This window comes from Rhodococcus sp. 5A-K4, assembly GCF_046097995.1.
GTDB classification, from domain to species: Bacteria; Actinomycetota; Actinomycetes; order Mycobacteriales; family Mycobacteriaceae; genus Rhodococcus_F; species Rhodococcus_F erythropolis.
Genome location: NZ_JBJURM010000012.1, coordinates 138,481 through 154,186, shown reverse-complemented (window position 1 = coordinate 154,186; position 15,706 = coordinate 138,481). Strand labels below are relative to the sequence as shown.

14 protein-coding genes and 1 riboswitch are annotated in these 15,706 nt (G+C 63.3%); of the genes, 7 read left to right on the top strand and 7 right to left on the bottom strand.

The features are described from left to right. Positions 1-95 precede the first annotated feature (95 nt). Positions 96-236, top strand: a riboswitch (SAM riboswitch). A 143-nt stretch (positions 237-379) separates the two neighbouring features. The 4 genes from ACKAMS_RS17720 (at position 380) to ACKAMS_RS17705 (ending at position 5,361) form a co-directional block, all read left to right on the top strand. Beyond that, positions 380-1,705: a bifunctional o-acetylhomoserine/o-acetylserine sulfhydrylase gene (locus tag ACKAMS_RS17720; protein ID WP_113683047.1), complete on the top strand. Its 1,326-nt coding sequence runs from the start codon at positions 380-382 to the stop codon at positions 1,703-1,705. Continuing rightward, positions 1,702-2,838, top strand: coding sequence for a homoserine O-acetyltransferase (locus ACKAMS_RS17715; protein ID WP_408989314.1), 1,137 nt, complete (start codon positions 1,702-1,704; stop codon positions 2,836-2,838). The genes ACKAMS_RS17720 and ACKAMS_RS17715 overlap by 4 nt, the downstream gene beginning before the upstream one ends. A 118-nt stretch (positions 2,839-2,956) precedes the next feature. Next, positions 2,957-4,786 (top strand): DEAD/DEAH box helicase, encoded by a 1,830-nt coding sequence (locus ACKAMS_RS17710; RefSeq protein ID WP_408989313.1) that lies wholly within the window; start codon positions 2,957-2,959, stop codon positions 4,784-4,786. Continuing rightward, positions 4,786-5,361, top strand: a complete 576-nt coding sequence (locus ACKAMS_RS17705) for a hypothetical protein (RefSeq protein WP_099697306.1) — start codon at positions 4,786-4,788, stop codon at positions 5,359-5,361. The genes ACKAMS_RS17710 and ACKAMS_RS17705 overlap by 1 nt, the downstream gene beginning before the upstream one ends. Before the next feature lie 5 nt (positions 5,362-5,366). Here the strand turns inward: ACKAMS_RS17705 and ACKAMS_RS17700 are convergent, their stop codons facing one another. Together ACKAMS_RS17700 and ACKAMS_RS17695 are read right to left on the bottom strand one after the other, a co-directional pair. Then, positions 5,367-5,651 (bottom strand): DUF3017 domain-containing protein, encoded by a 285-nt coding sequence (locus ACKAMS_RS17700; RefSeq protein ID WP_003940740.1) that lies wholly within the window; start codon positions 5,649-5,651, stop codon positions 5,367-5,369. 5 nt (positions 5,652-5,656) lie between these two features. Then, positions 5,657-6,514, bottom strand: coding sequence for a bifunctional methylenetetrahydrofolate dehydrogenase/methenyltetrahydrofolate cyclohydrolase (locus ACKAMS_RS17695; RefSeq protein ID WP_007727401.1), 858 nt, complete (start codon positions 6,512-6,514; stop codon positions 5,657-5,659). A 64-nt stretch (positions 6,515-6,578) separates the two neighbouring features. Here ACKAMS_RS17695 and ACKAMS_RS17690 point away from each other — a divergent pair, with 64 nt between their 5' ends. Both ACKAMS_RS17690 and ACKAMS_RS17685 read left to right on the top strand, forming a co-directional pair. Continuing rightward, complete coding sequence (locus ACKAMS_RS17690; RefSeq protein WP_081328952.1) at positions 6,579-7,058, top strand: GNAT family N-acetyltransferase; 480 nt, start codon at positions 6,579-6,581, stop codon at positions 7,056-7,058. 31 nt (positions 7,059-7,089) lie between these two features. Next, the gene (locus ACKAMS_RS17685; protein WP_408989312.1) at positions 7,090-7,365 is read left to right on the top strand and encodes a DUF1905 domain-containing protein; all 276 of its coding nucleotides are present in this window, start codon (positions 7,090-7,092) and stop codon (positions 7,363-7,365) included. A gap of 6 nt (positions 7,366-7,371) precedes the next feature. Here the strand turns inward: ACKAMS_RS17685 and ACKAMS_RS17680 are convergent, their stop codons facing one another. After that, complete coding sequence (locus tag ACKAMS_RS17680) at positions 7,372-7,992, bottom strand: pentapeptide repeat-containing protein (RefSeq protein WP_003940770.1); 621 nt, start codon at positions 7,990-7,992, stop codon at positions 7,372-7,374. A gap of 33 nt (positions 7,993-8,025) precedes the next feature. Further along, positions 8,026-8,706 (bottom strand): excalibur calcium-binding domain-containing protein, encoded by a 681-nt coding sequence (locus tag ACKAMS_RS17675; RefSeq protein WP_020969120.1) that lies wholly within the window; start codon positions 8,704-8,706, stop codon positions 8,026-8,028. A 136-nt stretch (positions 8,707-8,842) separates the two neighbouring features. Between ACKAMS_RS17675 and ACKAMS_RS17670 the strand changes: the two genes are divergently transcribed. Next, positions 8,843-9,307 (top strand): tRNA (cytidine(34)-2'-O)-methyltransferase, encoded by a 465-nt coding sequence (locus tag ACKAMS_RS17670; RefSeq protein ID WP_019747649.1) that lies wholly within the window; start codon positions 8,843-8,845, stop codon positions 9,305-9,307. A gap of 6 nt (positions 9,308-9,313) precedes the next feature. Here the strand turns inward: ACKAMS_RS17670 and ACKAMS_RS17665 are convergent, their stop codons facing one another. From ACKAMS_RS17665 to ACKAMS_RS17655, 3 genes are all read right to left on the bottom strand, one after another. After that, complete coding sequence (locus ACKAMS_RS17665; RefSeq protein WP_408989311.1) at positions 9,314-13,498, bottom strand: molybdopterin-dependent oxidoreductase; 4,185 nt, start codon at positions 13,496-13,498, stop codon at positions 9,314-9,316. Positions 13,499-13,678: 180 nt separating this feature from the next. Continuing rightward, positions 13,679-14,512 (bottom strand): DUF3626 domain-containing protein, encoded by an 834-nt coding sequence (locus tag ACKAMS_RS17660; RefSeq protein ID WP_020969117.1) that lies wholly within the window; start codon positions 14,510-14,512, stop codon positions 13,679-13,681. 7 nt (positions 14,513-14,519) lie between these two features. Beyond that, positions 14,520-15,683, bottom strand: a complete 1,164-nt coding sequence (locus ACKAMS_RS17655) for an FAD-dependent oxidoreductase (protein ID WP_408989310.1) — start codon at positions 15,681-15,683, stop codon at positions 14,520-14,522. Positions 15,684-15,706: the final 23 nt, after the last annotated feature.

Genomic DNA, 15,706 nt, shown 5'->3' with positions numbered 1-15,706 from the left:
TGCTAGTGGGCTGCGTCGCTCTGTCTCGCGTGCGGTTGCGGCTCACAATTCGCCCCGCGTCAGGACTGCGCTCACTTCCCGGTAGAATCCGACTTGGTCATGAGTGCCAGCGTCAAGCCCCGGCTCGCTGGACGGCAACCCTCCAACCGCGGTGGGGTGCCCCGGGTGATGACCAGGTTTCCCGACGTGGATCTGCTCACGCAGTTCCACCGCAATTCGGGTGACAAGCGCGGGTCCGACAGGGACGGACCCCAGACCGGGCCGAGCCCCACGGAGGTAACTCAGTATGTGTCGCACTTGTAGATAGACCCCAGCACGGGGCGGCGATCCTTCGCCCCCGTCCGACATCTATCCGTCAGACCACTGGAGTGAACAAATCATGACCGACAACACAGCCGACGCCGCAGCAACTTCTGATCCGACCGCGAACTGGTCGTTCGAGACCAAGCAGGTGCACGCCGGGCAGACAGCGGACACCGCCACCAATGCGCGCGCTCTGCCGATCTACCAGACCACCAGCTACGTTTTCGACAGCACCGATCACGCTGCGGCACTGTTCGGCCTCGCCGAGCCTGGCAACATCTACACGCGGATCATGAATCCCACACAGGACGCCGTCGAGCAGCGCATCGCTGCCCTCGAAGGCGGAGTCGCCGCACTCCTCCTCTCCTCGGGTCAGGCTGCCGAAACCATCGCGATCCTCAACATCGCCGAGGCCGGCGACCACATCGTCTCGAGCCCGTACCTGTACGGCGGCACGTACAACCTCTTGCATTACACCCTTCGCAAGCTGGGCATCGAAGTCACCTTCGTCGAGGATCCCGACGATCTCGAGCAGTGGCGCGAAGCCATTCGCCCGAACACGAAGGCGTTCTACGGCGAGACGATCGCCAATCCCAAGAACCACATTCTCGACCTCCCCGGTATCTCGTCGTTGGCCCACGAGAACGGTCTTCCGTTGATCGTGGACAACACTGTCGCGACGCCGTACCTGCTCCGCCCACTCGAACACGGCGCCGACATCGTCGTTCACTCCGCCACCAAATACCTTGGCGGACACGGCACCGCGATCGCCGGCGTGATCGTCGACGGTGGCACCTTCGATTGGACGCAGGGTCGCCACTCGAACTTCACGACGCCTGACCCCAGCTATCACGGCGTCACCTTCGCAGACCTCGGCGCGCCGGCATTCGCACTCAAGGCGCGCGTCCAACTGCTGCGCGATCTCGGCTCCGCCGTGGCGCCGTTCAACGCGTTCCTCATCGCGCAGGGCATCGAAACCTTGAGCCTGCGCATCGAGCGCCACGTGTCCAATGCCCAGAAGGTCGCCGAATTCCTCGACGGCCACGGCGAGGTGGCCTCCGTTTCCTACGCGGGACTCCCCTCCTCGCCATGGTTCGAACGCGGAAAGCAGCTGACGCCCAAGGGAACCGGCGCCATCGTCACCTTCGAGCTGCCCGGAGGTATCGATGCGGGCAAGACGTTCGTCAACGCCCTGACGCTGCACAGCCACGTCGCCAACATCGGTGACGTTCGCTCACTCGTCATCCACCCCGCCTCGACGACACACTCGCAGCTCACCCCCGAAGAGCAGCTCGCCTCCGGTGTCACGCCCGGACTCGTCCGCCTCGCGGTCGGTATCGAAGGAATCGACGACATCCTCGCCGATATCACCGTCGGCCTGGCTGCGGTGGCAAACTCGTGACCGTGAACGAATTGGAGCCCAGGATCGACCTCCTTCCCCCGCCCGACGGCCAGGTGGGGTTCGTCGACATCGGCGCCCTGGAACTCGAGAGCGGCGCGGTACTCCCCTCGGTTTCGCTCGCCGTTCAGCGGTGGGGTGAGCTGTCCCCGAACCGCGACAACGTCGTACTCGTCGAGCACGCACTGACCGGAGACTCACACGTCACCGGACCGATCTCCGCAAATCAGCCCTCCCCCGGTTGGTGGAACGGGATGGTCGGCGCCGGCGAACCGATCGACACCGGCGAATGGTGCGTCATCGCAACCAATGTCCTCGGCGGTTGTCGCGGCACGACCGGTCCCAGTTCACTGGCCGACGACGGCAAGCCGTGGGGCAGCAGGTTCCCCGAGATCTCCATCCGGGATCAGATCGCGGCGGAGAAGAAGCTCGTCGATCTCCTCGGGATAGACCAGTTGGCCTCGGTAGTCGGCGGATCCATGGGCGGCATGCGCACCCTCGAATGGGCAGTTACCTACCCGGACAGCATTCGCTCCGCGTTGGTTCTCGCAACCGGTTCACGAGCCACTGCAGATCAGATCGGCACCCAGACGACGCAGATCGCTGCCATCGTCTCCGATCCGGATTGGCAGGGCGGTGACTACCACGGAACGGGGCGGGTACCTCGCGCCGGACTCGGCATCGCCCGTCGCATCGCGCACCTGACGTACCGCACCGAGTCCGAACTCGATGCGCGCTTCGAGAACTCCGCCCGGAACGACGAAAATCCTTGGAACGGTGGACGATACGCCGTCCAGAGTTACCTGGAACATCAGGCAGACAAGCTGGTCGACCGCTTCGACCCGAGCACGTACGTCCTCCTGACCGAGGCCATGAACCGGCACGACATCGGTCGTGGACGCGGCGGCGTTGCAGCGGCGCTGGCATCGATCACGGCGCAGGTCGTCGTGGGCGGCGTGGACTCGGATCGGCTGTATCCCCTTCGTTTGCAGGAGGAGATCGCGGACGGCATTTCGACGTGCACTGGCCTCGAGATTCTCAAGTCCAGAGACGGCCATGACGGCTTCCTGACGGAGGCGGACGCTGTCGCCGGACTGCTTCGCCGAACGATGGAGTTCGCACGCACGGCCCGCTGATCCGGCACAGAGGCACAATTTCAGGATCCGTCAATGTCGGGAAAACCACAGCTGATCTGCAGGTTTTCCCGACATTTTCATTGGCGTCCCTGAGCCGGCGCGGCTAGCATCGGCGAACGTGAATCAGCCATGCTCGACGCGCCTGCAGGCTACGTACATTCCCGAGCACATGTCCTTCGCGTTCTGGGGTGACCCAGATCCGGCAGCGCGCTTGTCGGCGCTGGGGATGCCGACGGGATCGCCGGGCATCTGCCGGCTGGCGATCCCGGTCGACGAGTCGATCACAGCGACCGACGTCGAAGCGCAACAGCTCGACCTCGCCACCGCGATCGACGCCATGCACACCCTCGATGCACGTCGCGACGACCTCGGACCGTCGTTGCTCGCATGGAAGCGCGTCATCGACACCGGCGCACATGACATTCCGACTGCAGCGCATGCCGCGATCGAGAGCGACGACACGAGAATCAGAAGCGCCCGGTCGACGGTGCAATTGTTCACGGAAGCGCGCGCGGCCATCGAGAGTCTTCGCCGAGCAAAGATTCAGGCGACATTGCGCCCGTATCAAGTGCACGGAGTTGCCTGGCTGACTGCACTGTCGGGTTCGGGCGGTGGAATCCTCGCCGACGAGATGGGTTTGGGCAAGACACTGCAAGCGATTTCGATGATCGCGATCCGCGCCGACGACGGTCCGCACCTGGTTGTGTGTCCCACCTCGGTGATAGGAAACTGGCGCCGCGAGATCGAGCGATTCGCTCCGCATCTGCCACTACACGTTCATCACGGGACTGCTCGCACACTTCCCACTCGTGTTCCTGCCGGCACCACGGTTCTGACCAGCTACAGCGTCTTGCGTTCCGACGCAGCACAATTGGCCCCGATCCATTGGAGTTCAGTGGTCTTCGACGAGGCACAACAGATCAAGAACCCCTCTTCGCTGGCAGCGAAAGCAGCAATGCAGTTGTCGGCCGACGTCAAGGTAGCGATGACCGGCACGCCGGTGGAGAACCGTCTCGAAGAATTGTGGTCGCTCTTTCGCGTCGCCAATCCCGAAGTCCTCGGAACTCGCGCACGGTTTCGTCAACGCTTTGCCGTACCGATCGAATCCGGTCGATCGGCCACCGCGGCGACCAGGCTTGCCGCAGTCATCGATCCCTTCATTCTGCGCAGAACCAAAGACACAGTGGCCAAGGATCTTCCGCCCAAGCAATTTTCCACCGTCTCGTGCACTCTGACGTCGGAACAGGCGCGCATCTATCGGTCTGCAGTTGCAGATGCTTTCGACACCGGTTTGGGTACGGGAATTGCCCGGCGCGGCAATATCCTTGCACTGCTGACCACCCTCAAGCAGGTATGCAATCATCCGGCGCAGGTCACCGGCGATACGGACGACCTCTACGGAAGATCCGGAAAGCTCGACCGCGCAACGGAAATGATCGCCGAGATCGTCGACGACGGCGATCGCGCGCTGATATTCACGCAATACCGGACGATGGGCGAGATGCTCTCACGGCACCTGGGCTCCGAGTTGGGAATCGGCGCAATCCCCTTCCTTCACGGCGGCCTGAACACCGACAAGCGCGACGCGATGGTCGACGCATTCCAGAACGACACGGATTCACCACCGGTTCTGATTCTGAGCTTGCGCGCGGCCGGCTTCGGCCTCAACCTCACGCGCGCAAGTCACGTCGTGCACTACGACCGGTGGTGGAACCCAGCCGTCGAGGACCAAGCAACCGACCGGGCACACCGCATCGGCCAGAAGCGCATCGTCAACGTCCACACCTTGGTGACGGGCGGTACCGTCGAGGATCACATCGCAGCGATGCACGAGTCCAAACGAGCTGTGGCCGATGCTGTTTCCGGGAACGTCGAGGCCGCCCTGGCCGATCTACCTGACACCGAACTGCGTGAACTCCTCGAACTCGACGGCGCGGTGATCATCTGATGGCCAACGAATTCGGTGTCACTGCTTGGGGTCGAGCATGGCTGCGCACGGTGGAGCGGACCGCGGCATCCGGTCCGAACCCGTCCCTGCCGACGGCTCGTACCCTCGCACGCAACGGTTCCGTGGAGTTCACCGTGGTCTCATCGGGGACCGTCGTCGCGGAGGTGAGCACCAAAGCAAAAACTTCGTCGGTGACAATTTGTGTCCCGCTCTGGACCAAATCCGAAATCGCCGCAGTGAAGAGCCTTCTCCGTTCGGCGGGAAAGGCCAACAGATCCGTCTCCACCGGCGAACTGCCGGACAGCATCGTCACCGACCTGCAGGCTCGAAATATCGCAGTAGCCGTTGATCTTTCGGAGTGCACTGCCAGCTGCGACTGCTCAGGTCGACGCTCGCCGTGCGTTCACCATCTCGCCGCGATCTACGCCCTGGCCGGGCGAATCGACGAGGAACCTGCACTTGCGGTGACGCTGCGAAGTGCACCGGTCAAGGCTGGAAAGAAGTCGACATCCACAGATTCGCCGGAGTGGATCCCCTTGAGTGATATCGACATTCGCTCGTTCTACGGAGACTGATCTTCTCAGTCGGTGCCGAGCGGATCGATGGTCAGGGCGAGCGTCGCGATCAACACACCCATCACACCCATCGCCGCAGTGTCGAAGACCCTTCCACGCACCGCGAGCAACCCCACACGATTCTCGGGAACGAACCACCGAGCGGCAGCTCCGATGATGACGGCAACACCGAAGACGAGGGCGCCGCGACGCCACCGGTCGGCCAGCACGAGAACCACGGCCGCCGCGATCACGGCGAGGACCGCGAGCATGGGCAGATTCTTCTTCGCGAGGCCGACCAGTGAGGACATCGGACTCAGACTCCGGCCAGAACCCGCTCGGCGCGCTCGACCACGTTGGTGATCAGGAACGCGCGGGTCAGCGGTCCGACACCACCGGGATTGGGTGAGACGAAGCCGGCGACCTCGTTCACGTCGGCTGCGACGTCGCCGCGCAGGCCGTCGTCGGTCCGACTGACGCCGACGTCGAGGACCGCTGCCCCGGGCTTGACCATGTCTGCGGTGATGAGGCCGGGAACGCCGGCGGCAGCGACGATGATGTCGGCGCGGCGAACCTCGGCCGCGAGATCGCGGGTACCGGTGTGGCAGAGCGTGACCGTCGCGTTCTCGCTACGACGCGTCAGCAGCAATCCGATCGGACGACCGACCGTGACGCCGCGTCCGACAACCACCACGTGTGCACCGGCAATCGGGACCTCGTAGCGACGCAGAAGGTGGAGGATTCCACGTGGGGTGCACGGCAGCGGGGCTTCCTTGCCCAACACCAGTCGACCGAGGTTGACCGGATGCAAGCCGTCGGCATCCTTGTCGGGGTCGATACGCTCGAGGGCCGCGTTCTCGTCGAGGTGCTTGGGGAGCGGCAACTGCACGATGTAGCCGGTGCACTCGGGATTGGCATTGAGCTCGTCGATCGTCGCGTTGAGCTGTTCCTGCGTGATGTCGGCAGGCAGGTCGCGTCGCAAAGAATTGATACCGACCTTGGCGCAGTCGTTGTGCTTGCCGCGCACGTAAGCCGCGGATCCCGGGTCGTCGCCCACCAGGATGGTGCCCAAGCCGGGTGTGATGCCCTCTGCCTTCAGAGCGCTCACCCGCACCTTCAGGTCTTCGAAGATTTCGTCGCGGGTAGCTTTGCCGTCGAGGATCGTTGCAGTCACGGCGACCATTGTTCCAGGTTAGGGTCGATGAGTGACAACGGCTCCGGAACTACGCGGCCCGAGGGTGCTCCTCTCCCCCGTCGCGCCCGATCATCACGCCCGTCTGCGGGCAATTCACCTGCACCCGGACGTCGTGCAGTGGTGGCAAAATCCCGACGACGACTGGCCTGCAGCGCCGGAGGCCGGCACCACGCGCTACAGCATCTTCTACGGCGACCGCCTGATCGGCTTCATCCAGTGGTACGAGGCGGAGGACAACCCCGACTTCCGCCACGCCGGGCTCGACTTGTTCCTCGATCCCGACTTTCACAGCCAAGGGTTCGGTCGCGAATCGATTCGGGTGCTGTGTGCCCACCTGATCGACGACCTCGCATTCCACCGTCTGGTCATCGACCCGGAAGTCGACAACTCCGTCGCCATCGCTTGCTACCGATCGGTGGGGTTCAAAGACGTCGGGGTGATGCGCGAGTACTCGCGAGATCGCCATGGTGTGTGGAAGGACGGACTGCTGATGGATCTGCTCGCACGGGAATTCATCCGCTGATCACAAGGTACGACCCGAAGGGACAGTCATCATGTTGCTGGACAAGGAATTCACGGCCACCTTGCAGAAGAGTGACGCCAAGGGTGGGTGGACCTACGTGATCTGGCCGGAGTCCGCCGAGTTCTTCGGCACCCGCGGCCTGGTCAAGGTACGCGGGACGATCGACGGACATCCGTTCCAGAGTTCGTTCATGGCGCTGGGAGACGGCAACCACAAGCTGCCGGTCAAAGCCGATCTTCGCAAGGCCATCGGCAAGGAGACCGGCGAGATGGTGACAGTGCGCCTCAAGGAGCGCGTGGAGAGCTAGGCGCCTCTACTTCATGTCTACGACAAGACCGTGCGCCGACGCATAAGCCACCGCCTGCATCAACTCGATCTGCGCGTTTCCGACGGATGCGGACGTCCACAGGCTCGGATCGATCCGCGCGCCGCGCAGATCTGCACCTTCGAGTTTGAGTCCACCCGTACGAGCACCGGACAGATCCGCCGACGCCAGCACCGCGCCCCGCATGTCGGCCCGAACCAGGTTCGCTTCACGGAATCGGCATGAGGTGAAGTCGATCTTCCTCAGGTCCGCCCCACCGAGTGAGGTCAACGAGAAGTCGACTTCGTCGAGCGTCAACGGCCGGATACGGCAACCGTCGAACGTCGACCCGAGCAGACTGCAGTTTCGGAACGTACTGTGCCACAGGCTGGTCCGAGCAAAATTGCAGGAGCGAAACGCCGTTCCCGTGTGCACGGACTCCCCCAGATCGGTGCCGGTGAAATCACAATCCGTGAACACCACCGACTCCGTCGTGAGTCCGGTGAGGTCGGCATCTCGGAAATTGCAATTGGTGAAAGTGCGCTGACGCCACTTCTGCCCGGCCAGCCGCGCGTCTGAATAGTCTTCGCCGACGACGTCGTCGGATTCTTCGGGGAGCATGCCGTCCATACTGCCCCGCCGCACCGACACCGCTTCGATCGCCTAGGTCTCGCAGGCCACGCCGTCACCGTCACGATCAAGCTTGGACGAATAGCCGGGATCGCCGCGGTAGATCGGGGCAGCACCAGCCGCTCGCACCGCTGAGCAGTTGGCGTAATACACCCCTGCATCAGGCACCTTTGCCGGCGGCGGAACGTACGCGGGTTCCGTTGTCTTCGGCGGGGTGTACGCCGGGGCGGGCGGAACGTACGGCGTAGTCGTGGTTACCGGAACCTGCGGAACCAGCGGCACGATTGCCACGGTTGTCGTCGTTGGTGGCGGCACGATCGTTGTCGTCGTCGGCAAGAGGGACGACGTCGTGGTCTTCGTCGTCGACGGGACCGTGCTTTTGGTTGTCGTCGCCGCCGCTGTCGTGGAAGAGGTCACAGCAGGCGTCGTTGATTCTTCCGACTTGCCCGCGCCCGTCGCCGCGGCGATGGCAACCAGCCCCACGACTGCTGCGCCGGCGATCCACGGCCACTTACGCCGCGTCTTGCCTTCCTCGGCGTTTGCGTCCGGCACCGGCGAACCGGGAGCACCGAAGACCTGGGTGGGAGTGCCGAAGGCTTGAGTGGGTGCGTCGACGCCCTTGGGCCGTGTCTGTGCAGTCCACTGCTGACCGTCCCAGTAACGGTCGATCGTGGGGTCGAAGGGGTCGGGGTTCCAACCGGCGGGAGGGTTCATCAAAATGTCCGTTCTGCGAAGAGTGCCGGAAATAGATTCGCACGGACTGGCCGGTTTGTTACCAATTCGCCCACACTTCCCGACCGGTCTTCTCACGGACGCGGGCACCGATACGACGCCCGGTACAGTTCCTCGAGTGTTCCGAGTGATGTTCCACGAGCCCCGCATCCCACCCAACACCGGAAACGCGATCCGCATGGTCGCGGGCACCGGTTGCGAACTCCACCTGGTCGGGCCTCTCGGGTTCGACTTGTCGGAGCCGAAACTCAAGCGCGCAGGCTTGGATTACCACGATCTGGCGACTGTCACGGTCCACGAGAACCTTGCTGCGGCGTGGGAAGCCGTCACGCCCGCGCGCGTGTTCGCCTTCACCGCGCACGCGACCACGTCCTATGCCGATATCGCCTACCAACCCGGCGACGTCCTGCTGTTCGGGCCCGAGCCCACCGGACTGTCCGAAGAGGTATTGGCGGACGAACACATCACCGAGCGCCTGCGTATCCCGATGCTTCCCGGACGCCGGTCCCTCAACCTGTCCAACGCTGCCGCCCTCGTGACGTACGAGGCGTGGCGTCAGCACGGGTTCAAGGGCGCCGTCTGATCGACGTCAGTAGACGTCTCGGACGTACCGCTTCTCGGCCGAGAGTGCCTTCACGTACGCCTCCGCACTACGAGGTGCCAGTTTTCCGTGTTGAGCGACCACCCCGTTGAGGGCACTGTCGACGTCCTTGGCCATCCGGTTGGCATCGCCGCAGACGTAGAAGTGGGCGCCCTTCTGCAACCACTCCCACAGCAGCGCACCGCGCTCACGCATCCGGTCCTGCACGTAGACCTTGTCGGCTTGATCCCGGGAAAATGCGAGGTCGAGTTCGGTGAGGAATCCGTCTTTCCGCAATTCTTCGATTTCTTCGCGGTAGTAGAAGTCGGTCGCGGCGTGCTGTTCCCCGAAGAACAGCCAGTTCGGGCCCGTGTGCCCCAATGCCCGACGCTCATGCAGGAAAGCACGGAACGGCGCGATGCCGGTTCCCGGACCGACCATGATCATCGGGGTTTCGGGATCGGACGGTGGCCGGAAATGGGTCGACTTCTGCACGAAGATGCCGATGTCATCATCGTGGGCGTGGTCTGCGAGGTAGGTCGAGCACACCCCACGCCGTGGGACACCCGCGACGTTGTAGCGCACCGCGGACACCGTCAGCTGCACTTCGCGTGGGTTCTCCTTCGGACTGGAAGATATCGAATACAGCCGCGGCTGAAGCGGTTTGAGGAGGGAGAGCCATTCGTCCGTCGAGGCACGAACGGGTGACTGCGCAAGTACGTCGACGGACTGTCGTCCCCACGACCAGTCTTTGAGCGTGGAGATGTTCTCCGGCTTCATCAACTCGGCGAGGTCCGCGTCGCGAGTTCGTTGATGCACGAACCGAATCATCTCGCTCGAGATTCGAGTGATCTCCAGGCGTTCGGTGAGCGCGGCACGCAGGGTCATATCGCCGTACTGCCCCAGTTCGACGACCTCCTCACCGTCGAGGCCGGTGAGGGTGAGCCACTCGTCGACAAACGGAGAGCTGTTTCGGGGCCAGACTCCGAGAGCGTCGCCGGCTTCGTAACTGACCGTGTCGTCCGGAAGGTGAAAGCCCAACTGCCGCACGTCTTTGGAAGAGCCTGGCCGGTTGAGCACGACATTGCGCGTCAAGGCTGTGGTCAGCGGCGCCTTCTTGTTGTACTGCAGCGGCGCCGACATCGCCGGTGAAATCGGCGTGGCCGCAACGGTTGTCCCAGAATTCTTCTTTGCAACGACGACGTCGGCCGTCTCACCAGCCGCCGAGCGCTGAAGTTCAGCCGTGACAGAGTCCAGCCAACCAGCAGCGGTGTCCTCGAAATCGGGCTCGCAGTCGGCGCGATCGACGATACGACTGGCCCCCAGTTCACCAAGGCGGGCGTCAAGCTTTCGTCCATGCCCACAGAAGTCGTCATAGTTCGAGTCACCGAAAGCGATGACTGCATACCGTGTCTCGGCCATGCGGGGCGCCGTGTCAGCAGCCAACGCATCCCAGAAACCGCTGCCGTTGTCCGGGGATTCGCCGTCACCGGAGGTACTGGTGATCAACAGGACCTCTCGGGTGGCCGCCAGGTCGGCGGCCGGGAACTCGTCCATTGCATGCATCACCACGGGCAAGCCAACTTCCCCAAGGCGAGCAGCGCAGGCGGCGGCAAATTCTTCCGCGTTTCCGGTCTGCGATGCCCAGAGCACCACGATCGGCGCGCGTTCTGTCGCAATGCTCGGAGCCGAGGACAACGCGGGCCCGTCGGTGTCAGGGAGCGAGGTTCGCGAGTACAGGCCGGCCAATACCCCGTCGACCCACATCCGCTTTTCGGCATCGAACGGCGCCGTCGACGGCAACGTCGGTACCCCGGCAGTGCGATCAGCGTCCGCACGCAACGCGGCGAGAAGACCGGCCAGGTAGCTCTGCTGGAGCGCATCGAATACCACTGCAGGTGTTCCTGTTTGACCGATGACATCCGCGAGGACATCGGTTCGCGACAAAGCCCGATCAGCTGGCGCGGAAGCCACCAGCGGCGCCTCGGCGAGCACTGTTTCAGGTGTGTTCACGGCGACCTTCGTCATAGTGACAGCACAGGCTTTGAACTCCGGTTGCTGCGAGGCTGGATCGATGGCGTCGTTGGTGACGGCGTTGATGGACAGATATTCGCCGAAGGCGTCGTTCCAGTGAAATGGGGCAAAGCAGTTCCCCGGACGCACTCGGTCGGTGATGACGGCCGGAAGCACAGCGCGACCGCGGCGTGAGGCAACCTCGATCGCATCCTGGTCGACGACGCCGAGCCTGGCGGCGTCGTCGGGATGGATCTCGACGAAGGGACCTGGGTTGAGTTTGTTCAGCTTGGCGACCTTGCCTGTCTTGGTCATGGTGTGCCACTGGTGCGCGAGACGACCGGTGTTGAGCAGGAATGGATAGTCGTCGTCGGGCATTTCGGCGGGAAGCATGTGCGGCCGTGCGAAGAACATCGCACGGCCAGTGGCGGTGGGAAATGCGAGCCGCGGAGTGCTGCCGTCCTCGCGGATCAGGAGCCTTTGACTGACACCGTTATTGACGTATCGGATGGGATGACGGTCCTGATCACTGTCTGGCGGGCACGGCCACTGGATTGATGTCTTGCGGAGGCGCTCGTAGGTGACGCCGCGTAAGTCGTAGCCGGTCTTCGGATTCCAGAACTGCTTGATCTCTTCGAACACCTCTTCGGCACAGGTGTAGGTGAACGCCTCGGTATACCCCATCTCGCAGGCGATCCGGGCGATGATCTGCCAATCAGGCAGCGCCTGCCCGACCGGATCCAGTGCCTGCTGGAAGAGCGTCAGGTTGCGTTCGGAATTGATCATCACTCCGTCGGACTCTGTCCACAGTGACGCGGGCAGCAGAACATCGGCGTATTCGTTGGTCTCGGTGCCCAGGAACGCATCCTGGGTGATGACGAGGTCAGCCTTCTCCAAGCCGTCGATGACGGTCTTTCGGTTGGCTACCGTTGCAACGGGATTGGTGCAGATGATCCAGCATGCCTTGATGTCACCCGCCGCCATGCGGGAGAACATGTCGATGGTGCCACCGCCGATGTCGGTGCGCAGCGAGCCTTGCGGGATCCCCCACCTCTCCTCGACGAATTCGCGATCGGCGTCGACCATCACGGCGCGCTGGCCGGGCAAACCTGGACCCATGTAGCCCATTTCACGCCCACCCATGGCGTTCGGCTGCCCGGTCAGCGAGAACGGACCGCTGCCGGGCTTGCAGATCGCACCGGTCGCAAGGTGAAGGTTGCAGATGGCGTTGGTGTTCCACGTGCCGTGGGTGCTCTGGTTCAAACCCATTGTCCAACAGCTCATCCAGTTTGCAGCCTCACCGATCCACTGGGCTGCAGTGCGGATGTCGGCTTCGGGGATACCGGTGATCTCACTGACCTTCTCCGGGGTGTACTCCGCGATGAAACTGGGCATCACCTCCCAGCCTTCGGTGAAGTCGGCGATGAAGTCAGGGTCGGTGTGGCCGTTCACGACGAGCAGGTGGAGTAGTCCGTTGAGTAGCGCGAGATCGGTGCCGGGAGCGATCTGCAGGAACAAGTTCGCCTTGTCGGCGGTGGCACTGCGTCGAGGGTCGACGACGATCAACTTCGCGCCTGCCTTGATCCGCTCCTGCATCCGCAGAAAGAGGATCGGATGGCAGTCCGCCATGTTCGCGCCGGTCACGAAGAACACGTCGGAGTGTTCGAAGTCCTGATAGGAACCGGGCGGTCCGTCGGCCCCGAGAGACTGTTTGTAGCCGGTGCCGGCACTCGCCATGCACAACCGGGAATTCGATTCGATCTGATTGGTCCCGATGAATCCCTTGGCCAGCTTGTTCGACAAGTACTGGGCTTCGAGAGACATCTGCCCGGACACGTACAACGCAAATGCGTCGGGGCCGTGCTCGTCGATGATTGCCCGTAGACGCTGGGCGGTGTCAGTGATGACGGCGTCCATGTCCGCGGCTTCGATCGCATCCCCTCGGTGCGGACGGCGATATGCAGAGTCCATTCGCCCCGGACCTGCGAGCATGTCTGCGGTCGTGGTCCCTTTGGTGCACAGACGCCCGAAGTTGGTGGGATGTGTCTTCAGACCGGAAGACTTCGCAGCCTTCCGGCGTCCCGTCTCCGGATCGGTGATGATGTCGAGGACAAGACCACAGCCGACCCCGCAGTACGCGCAGAGTGTGTCGACACTGGTGGTGGTGAGTTGAGCGCCCATCGATTCATGCATCCCTTCGACCGAGGATCAAGGTCGACTTCTATCTTCGGATGCAGTTGTTTCGGGAGTTCATGCTCGATGTTGCGTATCAATCACTCTTTCCTCACCGCGCCCTTCGGACCGATGTGCGGTCTCCGAACCGGCGGTCGTCGACGGGCAGCGATACGCGAATGCCCAGTTCTACGCCCTGCCGCCGAATCGAGCGATATAGTGCCAGACCTTTTTGACGTCCTGCGGATCGAAGGACGCGCTCCGTGCGAGCCCCAGTACGGCAGGCGTCAGTCGCCTGCCGCGGGCAATTTCTCGGGCAAGGTCGACGACGGTCGCTCCCCGGTATTCGGGATGTTCGGCTATCTCTTCGACATCGACCGCGTAACCGTCGTGCCACAGCACCGGGCACGTGAGTGAGTGGGCGATCTCTTCGATCCGTGTGCCCCGGTAACTCGGGTCCAGGACGAGTGCCTCGACGTCCGTTCCGATGTCGACGACGCCGTGGACGTGCGCCTCGATGTAGTGGTCGAGCGGATCGTCGAACTCGGCGGCTCTGGCGGCGCCGACCAAGCTCATCGCTTCGGCCGTTCCGAAGAGATCAGGCTCGAAGACGCTGTCCGGAAAGCAGAAGGTGGTGCGGTCGAGTGTGTGCTCGGCAAGCCGGAAGTAGGACGAGCCGAACCGAGGGGATGCCCCGTACGGATCGGCGGAGAAGTTCAACGATCCGTACTTCGGCCGTTCCGACGGCTCTCGCTCGTCGTAAGCCCCGCCGAATATCCGACTCTCCCAACGCCAACGGTCGCCACCGTGATGCGCCGTCAGTCCGCCGTTGCTGGTACGAGTCTCGAACTGGGTCACGTAGGTGCCTTGACGTGCGATCGAGGCCAGTGTCAGACCACGTTCAGACGGGAGGTCCGGATGAAAGTGCAACGTCACCCGGTGATTTCGATCCACCTGGTCACCCTTCGAGAGACCGCGCACGTGCGCAATCGCGGCGGACGAGGGAGTGGAATCAACAGGCATTCGTCCATTATCCGGATGCGGAAGCAGCGCCGGTGAAGAAGTCGACCAGTGAATACGGTGCGCCTTCACCGAGGCAGAGATCAAGGATCACGTGCGAGTCAGCGGCCTCGGATGCACTGCGCACGAACATCGCTTCCTCGTAGCCGCTCAGTGCCGCTTCGATGTCGTCCGGGTGCGCGGCGATCGCCCTTCCCAGTTCGGCGCCGTCGAACATGGCCAAGTTCGCACCCTCACCGGACGGAGCCATCAGATGTGCCGCGTCACCGAGGAGCGTGACCCCAGGCACGCGATCCCATCGGTGCTCGTCGGGAAGTGCATGGATCGCGCGCGGAATCGGAGCGGTTTCGCCGTCTGTGATCAGCGCAGTGAGTTCCGTTGCCCAACCGTCGAACTCGGCCGCGACCCGCGCTGTCGCAGCAGCGGCGTCGGTGAAATCGATACCGGCAAACCACTCCGCCGTACGGTTCAGCTGGACGTAGGTGTGCACGATGTCCCCCGCCTCTCGATGCGCGGCGATCGCTTTTCCTGGCGCGGGCGCGTACATCGCCCCGTCACCGACTGCCTCGGCTGCAGCCGAATGCTTCTCGTCGACGTCGTACAGATACGTCTCGACGAACGTGGTGCCGACGTATTCGGGCTTCGCATCGGAGAGCAAGGGGCGGATCTTCGACCAGGCACCGTCGGCGCCGACGAGGAGGTCGGTAGTCACCGTCGAACCGTCGGCAAAGGTCAGTTCGTGTCGGCCGTCAGCGCGCTCGTCGGCGGTGTTCCGTGAGCCGAGCGAGCGGACACTGTCGACCTTGCGTCCCCATTCGATCGTGCCGTCCGGAAGGGATTCGAGAAGGATCCGCCGGAGGTCTCCGCGCAGCACTTCAGGACGCGCTCCCGTGCCGTCGTCGGGTTCGTCGAGGAGTACAGCTGCATGTTGGTCGAGTACGCGCGACGCGGCACCGCCCTCGTGGATGATCGCGCAGAACTCGTCGATGAGGCCGGCAGCGTCGAGCGCCGCCTGACCGTTGTGTTCGTGGATGTCGAGTTGGCCGCCCTGCGTGCGAGCTTCGACCGACGGTTCCGCCTCGTAGATCTTCGACGGAATTCCATGAACGTGTAGGACGCGCGCGAGGGTCAGACCGCCGAGGCCCGCCCCGATGATCGTTATCGAGTTGCTCATGTTTGTTTCCTTTCAGGCTCCGA